We start from the raw sequence: 15,381 nt of genomic DNA on the forward strand, positions 1-15,381 counted from the left end.
GTTTGTATTCAGGCCTTCGCCGGTCAGGTGAACACCCTTTATTGCGAAAGAGGGGGCTAAATCATATCAGCGATGACCGGGTGGCGCTTCAGGTATTCCAGCCGGTTCAGGCCGTTGATAAAGGCCTTGGCGCTGGCGATGATGATGTCGGGATCGGCGCCGCGGCCGAGGGCGATCAGGCCGTCCTCCTTGAGCCGCACGGTCACCTCGCCCTGGGCGTCGGTACCGCCGGAGATGGCGGAAATGGTGAATCGCAGCAGTTCGCAGTTGGTCTTGGTCAGCTCGGTGATGGTCATGTAGGCCGCGTCAATGGGACCGTTGCCGTAGTTGGCGCCCCGGACCAGGCGGCCGTTGATGGTCATCTCCACGCTGGCCATGGGGAAAACCGTGGTGCCGCTGGTGACATGCAGGTATTCCAGCTTGAAGACATCCTTGGTCTGCATCAGGTTTTCCGACACCAGGATTTCCAGGTCCTCGTCCACGATGTTCTTCTTCTTGTCGCACAGGTCCTTGAACTTGCCGAAGATGAGGTCGATTTCCGGTTTGGACAGGTTGTAGCCGATGGCCTTGAGCCGGTCGCCTAAAGCATTGCGGCCGGAATGCTTGCCCAGGACCAGGGAGCTGCTGGCCACGCCCACCGTTTCCGGCCGCATGATCTCGTAGGTCATGGGGTTTTTCAGCATGCCGTCCTGGTGGATGCCGGCTTCATGGGAGAAGGCGTTGGCGCCGACGATGGCCTTGTTGGGCTGCACGATCATGCCGGTCAGCAGGCTGACCAGCCGGCTGGTGGGATAGATTCTGGTGGCGTCGATGTTGGTGTGCAGGGGCAGGCGGTTGTTGCGGGTGCGCATGGCCATGACCACCTCTTCCAGGGAGGTGTTGCCGGCCCGTTCGCCGATGCCGTTGATGGTGACCTCAGCCTGCCGCGCGCCGGCCGCCAGGGCGGCCAGGGTGTTGGCCGTGGCCAGGCCCAGGTCATTGTGGCAGTGGACGCTGATGACCGCCCGATGAATGTTGGGGGTGTGGGTCCTGACATATTTGATCAGCTCGGCGTATTCATCCGGGATGGCGTAACCTACCGTGTCGGGGATGTTGATGGTGGTGGCGCCGGCTTCGATGGCCGCCTCGAAGATTTTGCACAGAAAGTCGCGGTCGCTGCGGGAGGCATCCTCGGCCGAAAACTCCACGTTGCCTGTCAGCGACTTGGCGTATGTGATACCGGCCACGGCGCTGGCGATGACCTGCTCCCGCGGCATGCGCAGCTTGTACTGCATGTGGATGTCCGAGGTGGCGATGAAAATGTGGAGCCGGGGCTTTTTGGCGTTGCAGACCGCGGCCCAGGCCTTGTCGATGTCCTCCTTGTTGGTGCGGGCCAGGCCGGCCACTTCCGTGACCGTCAGCTTCTCCGCCACGGCCGACACCGCCTCCAGGTCGCCCTTGGAAGCCGCCGGGAAACCGGCCTCGATGATGTCCACGCCCAGTTCCTCCAGCCGGGAGGCGATGCGCAGTTTTTCATTGACGTTCATGCTGGCGCCGGGCGACTGTTCGCCGTCCCGGAGAGTGGTATCGAAGATGTAGACACGTTCTGACATGGTACCGCTCCTATTTTTTTGTTGCCCGTTCCTTGGCCAGCTTGTACTGGCAGCTGTCGGCCAGGGCCTGCCAGCTGGCTTCGATGATGTCCTCGGATACGCCGATGGTGCTCCAGACTTCGTCCTCATCGCGCGAGTCGATCAGCACCCGCACCTTGGCCGAGGTGCCGTCCCGGCCGTCCAGCACGCGCACCTTGAAGTCCACCAGGTGCATGGCCTCCATGCCCAGGGAATCGGGGTAGAATTCGGCGATGGCCTTGCGGATGGCGTTGTCCAGGGCGCTGACCGGCCCGTTGCCTTCGGCGGCGGTGATGGTCTCCTCCTTGCCCACCGCCATCTTGATCATGGCCTGGGAAGCGCAGGGCCGGTCTTCGTTTTTCTCAATCATGACCCGGAAGGATTTCAGGTTGAACATGGGCTGAAAATTTCCGGTGATTTTCTCCATCAGGATTTTAAAGGAACCGTCGGCCGCCTCGAACTGGTAGCCTTCCTCCTCCAGCAGTTTGATTTCGGAGACGATCCGGCCGGCATCCGCGCCCAGGGAGTCCAGGTCGATGCCCAGTTCCCTGGCTTTGTAAAGGATGTTGCTTTTCCCGGCCAGGTCGGAGACCAGCACCCGCCGGCTGCTGCCGACCAGCTCCGGATCGATGTGCTCATAGGCCACCGGGTTTTTCATGACGGCGCTGACGTGAATGCCGCCCTTATGGCAGAAAGCGCTTTTGCCCACAAAGGGGCGGCTGGCCAGGGGCGGAATGTTGGCCGTCTCGCTGACGAACCGGGAGACTTTTTTAAGCTTTTTCAGGTTGTCAGACGACAGGCAGGGGTAACCCATCTTCAGGCAGAGAATGGGGATGATGGCGGTCAGATCGGCGTTGCCGCACCGTTCCCCGTAGCCGTTGATGGTGCCCTGGACGATGTCGGCGCCGCCGCGGATACCGGCCAGGGATGTGGCCACGGCCAGGGCGCTGTCGTTGTGGGTGTGGATGCCGATTTTCACCGCCGGCGTCCGGTACCCGCCGCCCAGGGCGTCAACCACCTCCCGGGTGGCGGCTTCGATCTCGTGGGGCAGGCCGCCGCCGTTGGTGTCGCACAGGACCAGGGCGTCGGCGCCGGCGTCCGCCGCTGTTTTCAATGCCCGCAGGGCGTATTCCCGGTTGCGGGCAAAAGCGTCAAAATAATGCTCGGCGTCAAAAAACACTTCCCGGTCGTGCTTTTTCAGATAAGAGACGGTGTCATGGATCATGGCCAGATTCTCTTCCAGGGAATTGTTCATGATCTCGGTGACGTGCAGGTCCCAGGTCTTGCCGACCACGGCCACGGCCGGCGCGCCGCAGTCCACCAGCATCTTAATGCCGGGATCCCGGTCCACCGCGGTTCCGCTCCGGCGGGTGGCCCCGAAGGCGGTCAGCCGGGCGTTTTTGAACCTGATCTCCCTGGCCATTTCAAAGAAATGCAGATCCCGGGGATTGGCGCCCGGCCAGCCGCCCTCGATATAATGGATGCCGAAATCATCCAGCACCCGGGCGATGCGGATCTTGTCCTCGGCCGAGAAATTGATGCTCTCGCCCTGGGTCCCGTCCCGGAGGGTGGTGTCGTAGAGCAGGATCTGTCGTTTCATGGCGGCCCGCCTTTTTGTTTCGCTATTCTGCTCATTTAGTCGATGTAAAGGGTTCAAGGATTCGACCCCTTGAACCCTTAATCGGCAGATGAGCCTATTTTTTCCGGTTCTCCGGACGCAGGGCGCGCACTGCGGCCCCGGCCTTCCACATTTCGGAATTCTTGATGGCGTTGAGTTCCGCCGTCAGTTTTTCCTTGTAGTCCGGCGCGCCGTTGGCCTCCAGCACGCGTTTTGTCTCCTGGCCGGTCTTGACCCGGTTGTACAGGTCTTCAAAAACCGGGGCCACGGCGTCGCGGAATTTCGGCGCCCAGTCCAGGGCGCCCCGCTGGGCGGTGGCGCTGCAATTGGCGAACATCCAGTCCATGCCGTTCTCGGCCACCAGCCGGATCAGGCTCTGGGTCAGTTCCTCCACCGTCTCGTTGAAGGCTTCGCTGGGGGAGTGGCCGTTCTTGCGCAGGATGTTGTACTGGGCCTCCATGGTGCCGGCCAGGCAGCCCATGAGCACGCCGCGTTCGCCGGTCAGGTCGCTGTAAACCTCATGCTCGAAGGTAGTCCGGAAGAGGTAGCCCGAACCGATGGCGATGCCCAGGGCAATGGTCCGCTCCTCGGCCCGGCCGGTGGCGTCCTGGAACACGGCGTAGCTGGAGTTGATGCCGCTGCCGTCCAGGAAGTTCCGGCGGACGTTGGTGCCCGATCCCTTGGGCGCCACCAGGATGACGTCCACATCGGCCGGCGGGATGATGCCGGTCTGTTCTTTATAAACAATGGCGAATCCGTGGGAGAAGTAGAGGGCATCCCCCTTGTTCAGGCAGGGCTTGATCTTCGGCCAGACCGCCACCTGTCCGGCGTCGGACAGCAGCATCTTGATGATGGTGCCTCTTCTGGCCGCTTCTTCCAGGGGGAAGAGGGTCTTGCCCGGCACGAAGCCGTCCTTGACGGCTTTCTGCCAGTATTCATCGCCTTCCATCTGGCCGATGATGACGTCAAACCCGTTATCTTTCAGGTTCAGGGCCTGGGCCGGCCCCTGAACACCGTATCCGAGAACGACGATCGTTTCGTTCTTGAGTACCTGTCTTGCTTTGTCCAGTGTGAATTCTTCCTTGGTGACCACGTTCTCCATGACGCCGCCAAAATCAATTTTCGGCATGACAATCCTCCTTTGGTTGATATTAGTCTGCTTTCTTCTCGGGTTTGCAGGGTTTCACGTCCCGTTGCAGCGCGATGGCGCCGGTGCGGGCGATTTCCTTTATCCCGATGGGTTGCAGCAAGGTTATGATGGCTTTGAGCTTCTCTTCGGTTCCGGTGACCTCGATGGTGTAGTGGTCCAGACTGACATCCACCACCTTGGCCCGGAAGATATCCACGATCCTCAGTATTTCCGCCCGGAATTCCGTTTTGGCCCTGACCTTGATCAGGACCAGTTCCCGCTGGACGAAGGGCGTGTCGGTCAGGGTGATGACCTTGATGACGTTGATCAGCTTGTTGAGCTGCTTCTTGATCTGCTCCAGGATGGCGTCGTCGCCCACGGTCACCATGGTCAGCCGCGATATCTGGGGATCGGTGGTGGCCGCCACGCACAGGCTTTCAATATTGTAGCCGCGGCCGCTGAACAGGCCGGCGATGCGGGAGAGCACTCCCGGCTGGTTATCGACCAGAATGGAAAGAATGTGTCTTTGATCGTCCATTGCCTTTCCCCTTTTTACACTAAGATCATGTTGGTTATGGGTGATCCGGCCGGCACCATGGGATAGACGTTCTCCTCCCGCTCCACCACGAAATCGATCATGACGGTTTTCGGCGTGGCCAGGGCTTCTCTGATGACCGGCCCCACTTCCTCCGGCCGGGTGGCGCGCAGCCCCACGGCGCCGTAAGCCTCGGCCAGCTTGACGAAGTCCGGGGCCGCCTCCATGTTGGTGCTGGAGTAACGGCGGTCGTAGAACAGTTCCTGCCACTGCCGGACCATGCCCAGGTAGCCGTTGTTGAGGATGGCGATTTTCACCGGCAGGTTGTTGCTGACGGCGGTCATCATCTCCTGGATGTTCATCTGGATGCTGCCGTCGCCGGCAATATTGATGACGGTCTTGTCCGGGCAGGCCACCTGGGCGCCGATGGCGGCCGGCAGGCCAAAGCCCATCACGCCCAGTCCCCCGGAGGTGACGAAATGCCGGGGCTTGTCAAAATGGTAATATTGAGCGGCCCACATCTGGTTCTGACCGACCTCGGTGGTAATGATCGCCTCGCCCCTGGTCAGTTCAAACAGTTTCTCCACCACGTACTGGGGCTTGATGATCTTTTTCTGATCATAGCCCATCATGTTGTCTTCCTTCCATTGGATGATCTGTTTGAACCATTTGTTCCGGTCCTTCAAGGCCTTGTCGTCCAGCAGGGGCTTCTGGGCCGCGGCCAGCTTGTTCAAATGCTTCAGCGTGATCCGGCAGTCGCCCACTATCGGCACGTCCACGGCCACGTTTTTCTGAATGGAGGTAGGGTCGATGTCGATATGGACGATGGTGGCTTTGTCGGCGAACTCGTCGGTCTTGCCGGTGACCCGGTCGTCGAAACGGACGCCGATGCCGATGAGCAGGTCGCAGGAGGAGACCGCCAGGTTGGCCCGGTAGGTGCCGTGCATACCCAGCATGCCCAGCCACAGGGGATCGCTGGCCGGGAACGCGCCCAGGCCCATGAGGGAAGAGGTGACCGGCACCCGGCAGGCCCGGGCGAATCGGGTCAGTTCCGCGGACGCGTCCGACAGGATGACGCCGCCGCCGGTGAAGATGACCGGCTGTTTGGCGGCCTGGATCAGGTCGATCACCTTTTGAAGCTGTTTGATATTCGGCTCGTAGGTCGGGTTGTAGGACCTGATCTGGATGTCCTTCTGATAGCTGTAAGGCGCCGCGGACCGGAGCACGTCCTTGGGAATGTCGACCAGCACCGGTCCGGGACGTCCGGAGCCGGCGATGTAATAGGCCTCACGGATGGTCCGGGCCAGGTCGTTGACGTTCTTGACCAGGTAATTGTGCTTGGTGCAGGGCCGGGAAATGCCGACGATGTCCACCTCCTGGAAGGCGTCGTTGCCGATCAGGGGGGTGGGCACCTGGCCGGTGAAGATCACCACCGGGATGGAATCCATGTAGGCCGAGGCAATGCCGGTGACGGCGTTGGTGGCGCCGGGACCGGAGGTGACCAGGCAGGTGCCGGTCCGTCCGCTGACCCGGGCATAGGCGTCGGCGGCATGGACCGCGCCCTGTTCCTGGCGGACCAGGATGTGCCGGATGTCGGTGTTGGGCAGTTCATTATAGACATCCAGAACCGCGCCGCCGGGATAACCGAAAATGGTGTCCACGCCTTCGTCTTTGAGCGCTTTCATCAGGATTTGCGCGCCGGTGTACTTCGCAGTCGATTTCTTTTCCACTTTTGTTCACCTCTAATCTCTGAAAATTGCCCCGGTATTGGCCGATGAGACCATCCGGGCGTAACGGGCCATGTACCCCCGGGTAATTTTTGGGGCCGGTTGTTTCCAGGTCGTCAGCCGTTTTTTGATCTCCGCCTGGGTCACCTTCAGGGTGATCTTCTTGGCGGGAATGTCGATGGCGATGCGGTCGCCCTGGCGGACCACGGCGATGATTCCCTTGTCCATGGCTTCCGGAGAAACGTGGCCGATGGCCGCTCCCCGGGTGCCGCCGGAGAACCGGCCGTCGGTGATCAGGGCCACATGCTCGTCCAGGCCCATGCCGGCCAGGGCCGAGGTCGGGGTCAGCATCTCGCGCATGCCGGGGCCGCCTTTTGGCCCCTCGTAACGGATGACGATGACGTCGCCTTTTTTGATTTTGCCGTTCATGATGGCCTCGCTGGCCGCCTCTTCGGAATCAAACACCCGGGCCGGGCCTTCGTGCTTCATCATGGCCGGCACCACCGCCGACTGCTTGACCACGCATCCGTCCGGCGCCAGGTTGCCGAACAGTACCGCCAGGCCGCCTTCGGCATGGTGGGGTGTTTTCAGGGTCCGGATGACCTGACCGTCGGCGCCCGCGGACGCGGCGATATTCTGGCCCACGTTCTTGCCGGTAACGGTCAGGCATTTCTTGCTGATCAGGCCGGCTTTGGACAGTTCCTTGATAATGGCGCTGATGCCGCCGGCGCGGTTGAGATCTTCGATATGGTTCGGACCGGCCGGGCTCAACGAGCACAGGTGGGGCGTCCGGCCGCTGATTTCGTTGATCAGGTCCAGGCTGATGGGCACGCCGGCTTCATTGGCCAGGGCCGTCAGGTGCAGGACCGTGTTGGTGGAGCAGCCCAGGGCCATGTCCACGGCCAGGGCGTTGCGGAAGGCGTCTGGCGTCAGGATTTTGTCCGGCGTGATCTGTTTTTCCACCAGCTTCATGATCTGCATGCCGGCCGTTTTCGCCAGGCGCAGGCGCTCGGCCATGACCGCCGGGATGGTGCCGTTGCCGGGCAGGCCCAGGCCGATGACCTCGGTCAAGCAGTTCATGGAGTTGGCCGTGAACATGCCGGAGCAGGAGCCGCAGGTGGGGCAGGCGGCGTTCTCGATGGCGGCCAGTTCGTCCTCGGCCATTTTTCCCGACCGCACGGCGCCGACCGCCTCAAAGACGGTGATGAGATCGACCTTGCGGTCAGGGTGCCACGGGTGCCGACCGGCCAGCATGGGGCCGCCGCTGATAAAAATGGTCGGCAGGTTCAGCCGGGCCGCCGCCATGAGCATGCCGGGAATGATCTTGTCGCAGTTGGGGACCATGACCAGGGCGTCAAAGGCATGGGCCACGGCCATGATCTCCACCGAGTCGGCGATCAGCTCGCGGCTGCCCAGGGAATACTTCATGCCGATGTGGTTCATGGCGATGCCGTCGCAGACGCCGATGACGCCGAACTCCACCGGGGTGCCGCCGGCCATGTACACCCCGGCCTTGACCGCTTCGACGATCTTGTGCAGGTGGGAATGGCCCGGCACCACTTCGTTGGCGGAGTTGGCGATACCGATGATGGGACGGCTGATCTCCTGGTCGGTATAGCCCATGGATTTGAACAGCGCCCGGTGCGGGGCCCTGGCGATTCCCTTTTTAAACGCGTCGCTTTTCATGTCCCTTTCTCCTTGGTAAAAAAAAACCGTTATCAGTAGGGCTGATAACGGTTTTTTTAAAATATGGGGTTGTTCAAGCCATTATCAGCCCATGCGCCCGACGCGGAGCAGGACTACCGCGACGAGAACCGGAATCAGAATAATGCTGATAATCGGCCGATTTCGTTTCATCTTTATACCTGTTAATTAGTGACTGATTTTAATACTATTTAAAGATACGGGTGTCAAGGCAATTTTTAAGGGCGCCGCTAAAAAGGCGATTAAGGTTCAGGGTGCAGGGTTCAGGGTTCAGGATGTAAGGTACAAGGTCTGAGCCGCGGGGTTTAATGAACGGAAAAAAGGTCGATCAGCTTTTGTTCATACCAGCAGGGGGATGGAAACCGCTCGATGAATCCGTTATGCCCGCCATAGGGCTGAACAATCAGCCGCGTCATGTCATTCAGGCCGCATTCATAGAAATCTTCAACGGGAATGATGGGGTCGTCCCCGGCCGTGATGATGGTCGTGGGAACGCCGATTGCTTTCAGCGTATCGCCGGTAAGCGTATACCCCTTGAAGTATTCGGGCACCCCCGGATAGTCGCTGAGCTGTTTTAAAAAGACGTCGGTTGTCTCCATCACGGTCTTTGACCGCAGAATGGCCCCAAAATCATACTTGTCCGGGAACAGTTCCTGCTTTTTGCGAAGGGACCAGCGCCATTTTTTCAGAAAATACCAGCGGAACACCGGGATGGCGTCAATGGCTTGCGTTGACTTTAACGGGTTGATGCCCGGACTGATGGCCGCCACATGGGCGAGCCCCGGGATGGGTTCCCGCGCGCATCGGATGGCGATGCGCAGGGCGAAGTTGCCGCCCATGGAAAACCCCGCCAGAAACACCGGCCCCTCTTTTTCCATGAGGGCCGCCTGTTTGACGCAGGCAAAGACCTCATCGAGCCGAATGGCGAAAAAGACTCCCTCGTTCAGATGATGGCTGGGGCCGTGGTCCCGGTAGTTTAACCTGAAAATGTCATACCCGGCCTCAAACAGACGTTTTCCCGTGGTTTTGACATAAGTGGAATGCGAGCTGCCCTCCCAGCCATGGAGCAGGATCACCAGCCCTTTTTTCGGGACACTCGGCACGGAAGACCAGTATCCCAGAAGACGGATACCCTGGCCGTCTTCGAGAATCATCTCCCGCTCCGATGCCGTCATGGCATTGCGGCCCATCGCCCTTAATCTGCTGCTGGCCAGCATGGACTGGACATAGGGGTTACGTAAGTAAACCGGCGGCCTGAACGTCCCGTTTCCCTTCATCCTCACACCTTGAACCTTAAACCTTGTCCCTTTCAGACCGTTTCCGGGTGACAAACGGGTTGCGAATCCTCAACCGCCTGTCGATAACCAAGCCGTTTTGCATATCTTCGGAATAAAGAATGTTGCAGTCTTCGATAAGGGCCGCTGCCACGATCATGGCGTCATAAATATTCAGGTCGTATTGCCGCGCCACCTGCAGCCCTGTTTCGTGGGTTTCCGGTGTCAGGGGCAGAATGTGGCAGAGCGACCGGATCAATGCTGAAAACTCGTAAATCTCCGTCCATGACATGGCAAGCTTTCTTCGGGACACGCTGGTCAATTCATTTAACACCTGCACGCTTATGTACCCTCCTGTCGCCAGGATTGCTTCGGCCCTTTCGGCCTTGACGGTATCCCCTGACAGGAGGTAGATCAACACATTGGTGTCGATGAAGATTTCAGGGCCGGGCATTGGCTTCTTCCCGGTCAAACCGGAAGTCGGGCGGCAGTTTACCGCGAAACTGTCGCAACCGCTTCAGAAGTTCCTGCCGGTCGGGTTTTTTACTTATTCGGAAACAGCGCGCATCGGCGATTTCCACTTCGATGTCGTCTCCCTCCCGCAGGTCCAAGGCTTTTACCACCGAAGCGGGCAGACGAATGGCCATGCTGTTGCCCCATTTTGAAATCTGCATGGGCAGCCTCCTTTTGGATATACATATATTATTTGTTTATCATGACTCGAAAAAAAAGGTCAATACAATTTTAAAAATATTATAGTATTCCAATGATTAAACGTTGAGTACAACGCCGGCATCGGGCCAAAAGACAATGATTAGAGGTGCCCTTAGGGGAAATCCAGCTTGATGGATCCGTCTGTTTTTTGGTATGAAGAGAAAACGAGTTAGGGGAACCGGGTTTTGGAAGGAGGGAATCATGCCTGATGCAAAGAGCGGTTTTTATGGCTTGAAAGGAATGTTCTGCCTGATCAAGGATATGAACTGAGCCCTGGCCTCCCTGGAAGTTCTCCAGGACATGCTGGGCCAGCGCCATGACCCGATGCTGAAAGCGTTTACCGGCCTGGAAGGCGGGGTGGTGGCCGCGGGATCGACCTGCGGTGTCGTTTCCGGCGGCGCCGTCAGCCTGGCCCTGATGCGGCTGGACGAACTGACCAAAGATAAGGCGGGCACGGAAACCGCGGTGCTGGAGCAGGTCCGGGATTATACCCGGTGGTTTGAGCGCCAGTACGGGTCGTTCCTGTGCCGGAACCGGAGCGGCGTGGATTTTTATTCACCCGGAGGACAGATACGGTATCTGCTTCCCGGGGACCGGGTCGGTAAATGTTTGTGGCATATCCGGGGCGCCGTGCGGTATATCCAGGGCGTAACGGACCGGCCCCTGCCGGTAACACCTGGCAAGTCTGCCGCGGCGACGGAGGATGTCCCCCATTGCGCCGGGAGCGTATTGAAAAAAATCAGGGAACGGACCGGTCTGGGAGACGACGCTTTAGACCGGGTCGCCTTTGTGTTTGACGGCGGCGTCGGGCTTTCCGGCGGGGTCTGCGGGGCTTTGGCCGGCGCCATCCTGGGGCTGAACCTGCTGCTGGGCCTTGATGTCCGCTCCATCTCTTTTTTCCGGATTACCCGCGCTTTTGTTGCCGGGCATCTGAATCTGCTTTCGGACAGGCCGCCGGATCGGGCCGAGCCGTTTTACGTGGGCAAAACCGTGGTGGCGAGGTTTTTTAAGGAAGCCGCCGCCATGGAGTGCGCGACCATATCCGGACGACAATTTTCTTCTCCGGCGGATTTTCAGGACCATCTCCGCGCTTCTGATACTTGCCGGCGCCTGATAGACCGGGCCGCCGACCTGGCGGTGGCCGCCATCGAAAAATGGCGGTAGGAGAAGCGCGACGTGACCCGTAAAGAGCGATTTTTGTTTGTTCTTCCGCCGGCTCTGGCTTCGGGCCTGATGCTGACGGCCGCTTTCCCCAGTCCGGGGTTATCCTGGCTGGCCTGGGTGGCCCTGGTGCCGCTGCTCTTTGCCCTGCGCGATCTGTCCCCCCGCTGGTCTTTTGCCGCGGGTTTTCTGACCGGCTGGACCCATTTTCTGACCCTGGGGTATTGGCTGATTCCGACCATCATGGTGTACGGCGGCGTACCCCTGGCGCCGGCCCTCACTTTCTACCTGGGCCTGGGGGCCTGCCTGGCCGTGTATATTGGTCTGTTCGCCCTGCTGGTGTCATGGGTTCGCGGAAAACCGGGCCTTTGTCTGGCGGCGGTGCCGGTTATCTGGGTGGGGGTGGAATATCTCCGCTCCCATCTGTTTACCGGTCTGCCCTGGGAACTGCTGGGCTACTCCCAGTACCGGCACCTCTGCCTGATCCAGGTGGCGGACATCGCCGGCGTTTACGGCCTTTCCTTTATTATAGTCCTGGTTAACGCCGCCGTGACCGGCCTGCTGCTCTGGCTGTGCAAACGTCCCTGGCGGGGAGTGGCGATGACCGGCCGGACCGCTGTTTTGCTGGCGGTGGTGGCCCTGATGCTGGCGTCTGGCGTCTGCTGGTATGGCTGGTACCGGGTCAGGACAGTCGACCAGGTTCTGGCCGGGGCGCCAGGCCGGACCATCGCGGTGGTCCAGGGCAATATTGATCAGGCCCAGAAATGGGATGCCGCCTTTCAACTGGCCACGGTGAAAAAGCACCTGCTCCTGGCCATGGAAACCGTTCCCCGCGATCCGGATCTGATCGTCATGCCGGAAACGGCGCTGCCGTTTTATTTTTTTTATGAGGAAGCCCTGACCGACATGGTCTGCCGGGTTGTCCGGCAAACCGGCACTTTTTTTTTAGCCGGCGCGCCGGCCTTTGAACGGACCCCGGCCGACATCCGTTATTTTAACAGCGCTTTTCTGATCAACCCCGGCGGCGAAGTGGTCGGTCGTTATGACAAGACCCACCTGGTCCCCTTCGGCGAGTATGTCCCCTTCGGCCGATACCTGCCGTTTATCGAAAAGCTCGTTGCCGGGGTGGGGGATTTTACGGCCGGAACCGCTGGCCAGGTTTTGTTCATGAACGGAACCCGGCTGGGCGTTCAGATCTGTTATGAGATTATCTTCCCGGACATCTGCCGGCGGATGGTCACAAACGGCGCCGACATGATCATCAACATCACTAATGACGCCTGGTACGGCAAATCCAGCGCGCCTTACCAGCATTTTTCCATGACGGTGCTGCGGGCTGTGGAAAACCGGCGGTCCCTGGTGCGGGCGGCCAATACCGGTATCAGCGGATTTATCGACCCGGCCGGCCGCATCCGGGGGGCCACCGGCATTTTTGTGGAGGACGCGCCGGTCTATGCGGTTCCGATCATGACGGGGGGCACGATATATAACCGTACGGGGGATCTGTTCGCGAAATCTTGTGTCATCCTGCTGCTGTTTGTGATATTGCAGAGATACGTTGAAAACATACGCAAAAAAAGGACGAAAAAAAAATAAAATAAGGGGGAAGAAGCAATGGCCGTAGTCAACAGTGCGGAAACCAGGCAGGTGATTCAGCGCTTATACGAAAAGATAGACCAGATCCGGGGCTATCTTTGACGTACCGGTCATTGAGAGAAAGCTGGCGGAAATCGAGGCGCGGCTGGGCAGCAGCGGTCTGTGGAACAACTCCGACGAGGCAGTGGCCGTCTTAAAGGAGCGATCGATCCTTTCTTCCAAGATCGAATCCATTAAAACCATCGCCGCGGACGTGGAAGAGGCGGACGTGCTGCTGGAGCTGGGGGAGGAGGCCGATGACGCCGCCACCATCGCCGAAGCCGACAAAAAAGCCTCGCGGATCGCCGAACGGATCGGCGCGTTTTTCGTTGAACTGACCCTGACCGGCGAGGACGACCCCGCCAACGCCATCGTTTCCATCAATGCCGGCGCCGGCGGCACGGATTCCCAGGACTGGGCCGAGATGCTGCTGCGCATGTACACCCGCTGGGTGGAACATAAAGGCTACGGGCTGGATGTCCTGGATATTCAGCCCGGTGAAGAGGCCGGCATCAAGAGCGCCACCTTCCGGGTGGTCGGCCATAACGCCTTCGGATACCTTAAAAACGAGATCGGCGTCCACCGGCTGGTCCGGATTTCACCGTTTAACGCCAGCGGCAAGCGGCAGACCTCGTTTGCTTCGGTGTTTGTCACCCCTGAGGTGGACCAGAACATCGAGATCGAAATCAACGACAAGGACATCCGCATCGACGTGTTCCGGGCCAGCGGCGCCGGCGGCCAGCATGTCAACAAAACCAGCAGCGCCGTGCGCATCACCCATTTTCCCTCCGGGGTGGTGGTCCAGTGCCAGCAGGAAAAATCCCAGATCCGCAACCGGGAGATCGCCATGACCGTCCTGCGGTCCCGTCTTTATCAACTGGAAAAAGCCAAGCAGCAGGCCAGAATACAGGAGATACATGACGGCAAGGAGGAGATCGCCTGGGGCAACCAGATCCGGTCCTACTTCCTGCATCCTTACCAGAAGATCAAGGATCACCGGGTTGACCTGGAGATCGGCAACGTCAACAGCGTCCTGGACGGCAACATCGATCCGTTCATCAACGCCGTGCTTCTGGGAGGGCACGCGTGACCGGCGGCCCGGGAAAGCTGGATCTGGGGGCCGGCGCCGGAATCGTCCCGGTTGCGATCATCAGAAAATTTTATCCCCCTGATTCCAAAGCGTTTGACGTTCTGCTCCGGCACGGGGAACAGGTTGCGGAAAAAAGCCTGCGGATTGCCCGGAACATTGACGGGCTTTCTCCTGACATCAGCTTCATTGAAGAAGCCGCCATTCTGCATGATATCGGCATGATCCGGACCCGCACGCCATCCCTGGGCTGTTCCGGAGAATCCCCCTATATCTGTCACGGAGTGTTCGGCCGGGAGATGCTGGATGGGCTGGGCCTGCCCCGGCACGGGCTGGTCTGTGAACGGCATGTGGGCACGGGTTTGACCGCGGCGGACATCGCGGCCCAGGGGCTGCCGCTGCCCCCGCGGGACATGCGGCCCGTCAGCATCGAAGAAAAGATCATCGCTTACGCCGACAAGTTTTTCTCCAAGAAATCGGGGCAGGGGGGGGAGAAACCGTTTGCCGATGTGGTCAGAGAGATCGAGCGCTACGGCCGCCGCCAGGTCGAGACCTTCCTGGCGTGGGCGGAGATGTTCGGAGACCGGTAATGTCGGTTTGACGTTTAGACGTTTTAACGTTATAATGTCCCAAAATGAATGGAGGTGACATTATGCAGGCAACGGTTAAACGCGCCACGATTTATCTGGATGAAGTTGTTCATAAGGCCCTCAAAATAAAGGCCCTGGAAACGTCCCGATCCATTTCGGATCTTGTCAATTCAGCTGTTAAGGAAGCCCTGGCCGAAGATGCCGAAGATCTCGCGGCATTCGAAGATAGAGTCAATGAGCCGCTGTTAAGCTATGATGAAATGGTGAAGAGGCTCAAAAAAGATGGCCGCATATAAGGTTTTTTTCAGAAAATCCGTGGAAAAGGACCTTGCCTGCATTCCGAAAAAGGATGTAGCTAAAATTTTTGAACGTATCAGGACGCTTGGTGATAACCCGCGTCCGAATGGTTGCGAAAAACTGACCGGGCAGGAACGGTACCGCCTGCGACAGGGGCGATATCGCATCGTCTATTCAATTCAGGACGATGAACTTACGGTATGGATTGTGACGATTGGTCATCGAAAAGATGTTTATCGCTGAGGTTCTCTCCAGGCTGATCATAAAGAAGGATGTTTTTGAAAAAGCCTTTGTTCGCTC

Annotated in this window: 15 protein-coding genes; 6 read left to right on the top strand and 9 right to left on the bottom strand. The window is 59.2% G+C overall.

Features of this window, described 5'->3' with window-relative positions:
- Positions 1 to 56: 56 nt before the first annotated feature.
- From AB1724_15650 to AB1724_15690, 9 genes are all read right to left on the bottom strand, one after another.
- Positions 57 to 1,592 (bottom strand): 2-isopropylmalate synthase, encoded by a 1,536-nt coding sequence (locus tag AB1724_15650; protein ID MEW6079242.1) that lies wholly within the window; start codon positions 1,590 to 1,592, stop codon positions 57 to 59.
- Positions 1,593 to 1,602: 10 nt separating this feature from the next.
- The gene (gene cimA / locus AB1724_15655; protein ID MEW6079243.1) at positions 1,603 to 3,210 is read right to left on the bottom strand and encodes a citramalate synthase; all 1,608 of its coding nucleotides are present in this window, start codon (positions 3,208 to 3,210) and stop codon (positions 1,603 to 1,605) included.
- 94 nt (positions 3,211 to 3,304) lie between these two features.
- Positions 3,305 to 4,357: a ketol-acid reductoisomerase gene (gene ilvC, locus AB1724_15660; protein ID MEW6079244.1), complete on the bottom strand. Its 1,053-nt coding sequence runs from the start codon at positions 4,355 to 4,357 to the stop codon at positions 3,305 to 3,307.
- Positions 4,358 to 4,379: 22 nt separating this feature from the next.
- Complete coding sequence (gene ilvN / locus AB1724_15665) at positions 4,380 to 4,895, bottom strand: acetolactate synthase small subunit (protein MEW6079245.1); 516 nt, start codon at positions 4,893 to 4,895, stop codon at positions 4,380 to 4,382.
- A gap of 14 nt (positions 4,896 to 4,909) precedes the next feature.
- Positions 4,910 to 6,622 carry a biosynthetic-type acetolactate synthase large subunit gene (ilvB, locus tag AB1724_15670; protein MEW6079246.1) on the bottom strand — a complete coding sequence of 571 codons (1,713 nt, stop codon included), beginning with the start codon at positions 6,620 to 6,622 and terminating at the stop codon, positions 4,910 to 4,912.
- 12 nt (positions 6,623 to 6,634) lie between these two features.
- A complete protein-coding gene (gene ilvD / locus AB1724_15675; GenBank protein ID MEW6079247.1) occupies positions 6,635 to 8,305 on the bottom strand; it encodes a dihydroxy-acid dehydratase in 1,671 nt (556 codons plus the stop codon).
- A gap of 323 nt (positions 8,306 to 8,628) precedes the next feature.
- Positions 8,629 to 9,600, bottom strand: a complete 972-nt coding sequence (locus AB1724_15680; protein MEW6079248.1) for an alpha/beta fold hydrolase — start codon at positions 9,598 to 9,600, stop codon at positions 8,629 to 8,631.
- Positions 9,601 to 9,616: 16 nt separating this feature from the next.
- Positions 9,617 to 10,051, bottom strand: coding sequence for a PIN domain-containing protein (locus AB1724_15685; GenBank protein ID MEW6079249.1), 435 nt, complete (start codon positions 10,049 to 10,051; stop codon positions 9,617 to 9,619).
- Entirely contained in the window at positions 10,038 to 10,271 is a 234-nt protein-coding gene (locus AB1724_15690) for an AbrB/MazE/SpoVT family DNA-binding domain-containing protein (protein MEW6079250.1), read from the bottom strand. Before AB1724_15690 ends, AB1724_15685 begins: the two co-directional genes overlap by 14 nt.
- Positions 10,272 to 10,593: 322 nt before the next feature.
- Here AB1724_15690 and AB1724_15695 point away from each other — a divergent pair, with 322 nt between their 5' ends.
- The 6 genes from AB1724_15695 (at position 10,594) to AB1724_15720 (ending at position 15,324) form a co-directional block, all read left to right on the top strand.
- Positions 10,594 to 11,475: a C-GCAxxG-C-C family protein gene (locus AB1724_15695; GenBank protein MEW6079251.1), complete on the top strand. Its 882-nt coding sequence runs from the start codon at positions 10,594 to 10,596 to the stop codon at positions 11,473 to 11,475.
- Positions 11,476 to 11,487: 12 nt separating this feature from the next.
- Positions 11,488 to 13,068, top strand: a complete 1,581-nt coding sequence (lnt, locus tag AB1724_15700; GenBank protein MEW6079252.1) for an apolipoprotein N-acyltransferase — start codon at positions 11,488 to 11,490, stop codon at positions 13,066 to 13,068.
- A gap of 18 nt (positions 13,069 to 13,086) precedes the next feature.
- Positions 13,087 to 14,197 (top strand): peptide chain release factor 2 gene (gene prfB / locus AB1724_15705; protein MEW6079253.1). Its coding sequence is split into 2 segments (ribosomal slippage): positions 13,087 to 13,167 and positions 13,169 to 14,197, totalling 1,110 coding nucleotides; the frame shifts between segments, so codons are not numbered across the junction.
- Positions 14,194 to 14,784, top strand: a complete 591-nt coding sequence (locus AB1724_15710) for an HD domain-containing protein (GenBank protein ID MEW6079254.1) — start codon at positions 14,194 to 14,196, stop codon at positions 14,782 to 14,784. The genes prfB and AB1724_15710 overlap by 4 nt, the downstream gene beginning before the upstream one ends.
- A 62-nt stretch (positions 14,785 to 14,846) precedes the next feature.
- Positions 14,847 to 15,080, top strand: coding sequence for a CopG family transcriptional regulator (locus AB1724_15715; GenBank protein MEW6079255.1), 234 nt, complete (start codon positions 14,847 to 14,849; stop codon positions 15,078 to 15,080).
- The gene (locus tag AB1724_15720) at positions 15,067 to 15,324 is read left to right on the top strand and encodes a type II toxin-antitoxin system RelE/ParE family toxin (GenBank protein ID MEW6079256.1); all 258 of its coding nucleotides are present in this window, start codon (positions 15,067 to 15,069) and stop codon (positions 15,322 to 15,324) included. Before AB1724_15715 ends, AB1724_15720 begins: the two co-directional genes overlap by 14 nt.
- Positions 15,325 to 15,381 lie beyond the last annotated feature (57 nt).

The sequence above is a fragment of the Thermodesulfobacteriota bacterium genome (assembly GCA_040753795.1).
Lineage (GTDB): Bacteria > Desulfobacterota > Desulfobacteria > Desulfobacterales > Desulfosudaceae > JBFMDX01.

Bases quoted from the DNA above. Each gene is read 5' to 3' on its own strand.
- AB1724_15650 (MEW6079242.1), bottom strand. From the start codon at position 1,592: ATGTCAGAACGTGTCTACATCTTCGATACCACTCTCCGGGACGGCGAA.
- cimA (MEW6079243.1), bottom strand. From the start codon at position 3,210: ATGAAACGACAGATCCTGCTCTACGACACCACCCTCCGGGACGGGACC.
- ilvC (MEW6079244.1), bottom strand. From the start codon at position 4,357: ATGCCGAAAATTGATTTTGGCGGCGTCATGGAGAACGTGGTCACCAAG.
- ilvN (MEW6079245.1), bottom strand. From the start codon at position 4,895: ATGGACGATCAAAGACACATTCTTTCCATTCTGGTCGATAACCAGCCG.
- ilvD (MEW6079247.1), bottom strand. From the start codon at position 8,305: ATGAAAAGCGACGCGTTTAAAAAGGGAATCGCCAGGGCCCCGCACCGG.
- AB1724_15680 (MEW6079248.1), bottom strand. From the start codon at position 9,600: ATGAAGGGAAACGGGACGTTCAGGCCGCCGGTTTACTTACGTAACCCC.
- AB1724_15685 (MEW6079249.1), bottom strand. From the start codon at position 10,051: ATGCCCGGCCCTGAAATCTTCATCGACACCAATGTGTTGATCTACCTC.
- AB1724_15690 (MEW6079250.1), bottom strand. From the start codon at position 10,271: ATGCAGATTTCAAAATGGGGCAACAGCATGGCCATTCGTCTGCCCGCT.
- AB1724_15715 (MEW6079255.1), top strand. From the start codon at position 14,847: ATGCAGGCAACGGTTAAACGCGCCACGATTTATCTGGATGAAGTTGTT.
- AB1724_15720 (MEW6079256.1), top strand. From the start codon at position 15,067: ATGGCCGCATATAAGGTTTTTTTCAGAAAATCCGTGGAAAAGGACCTT.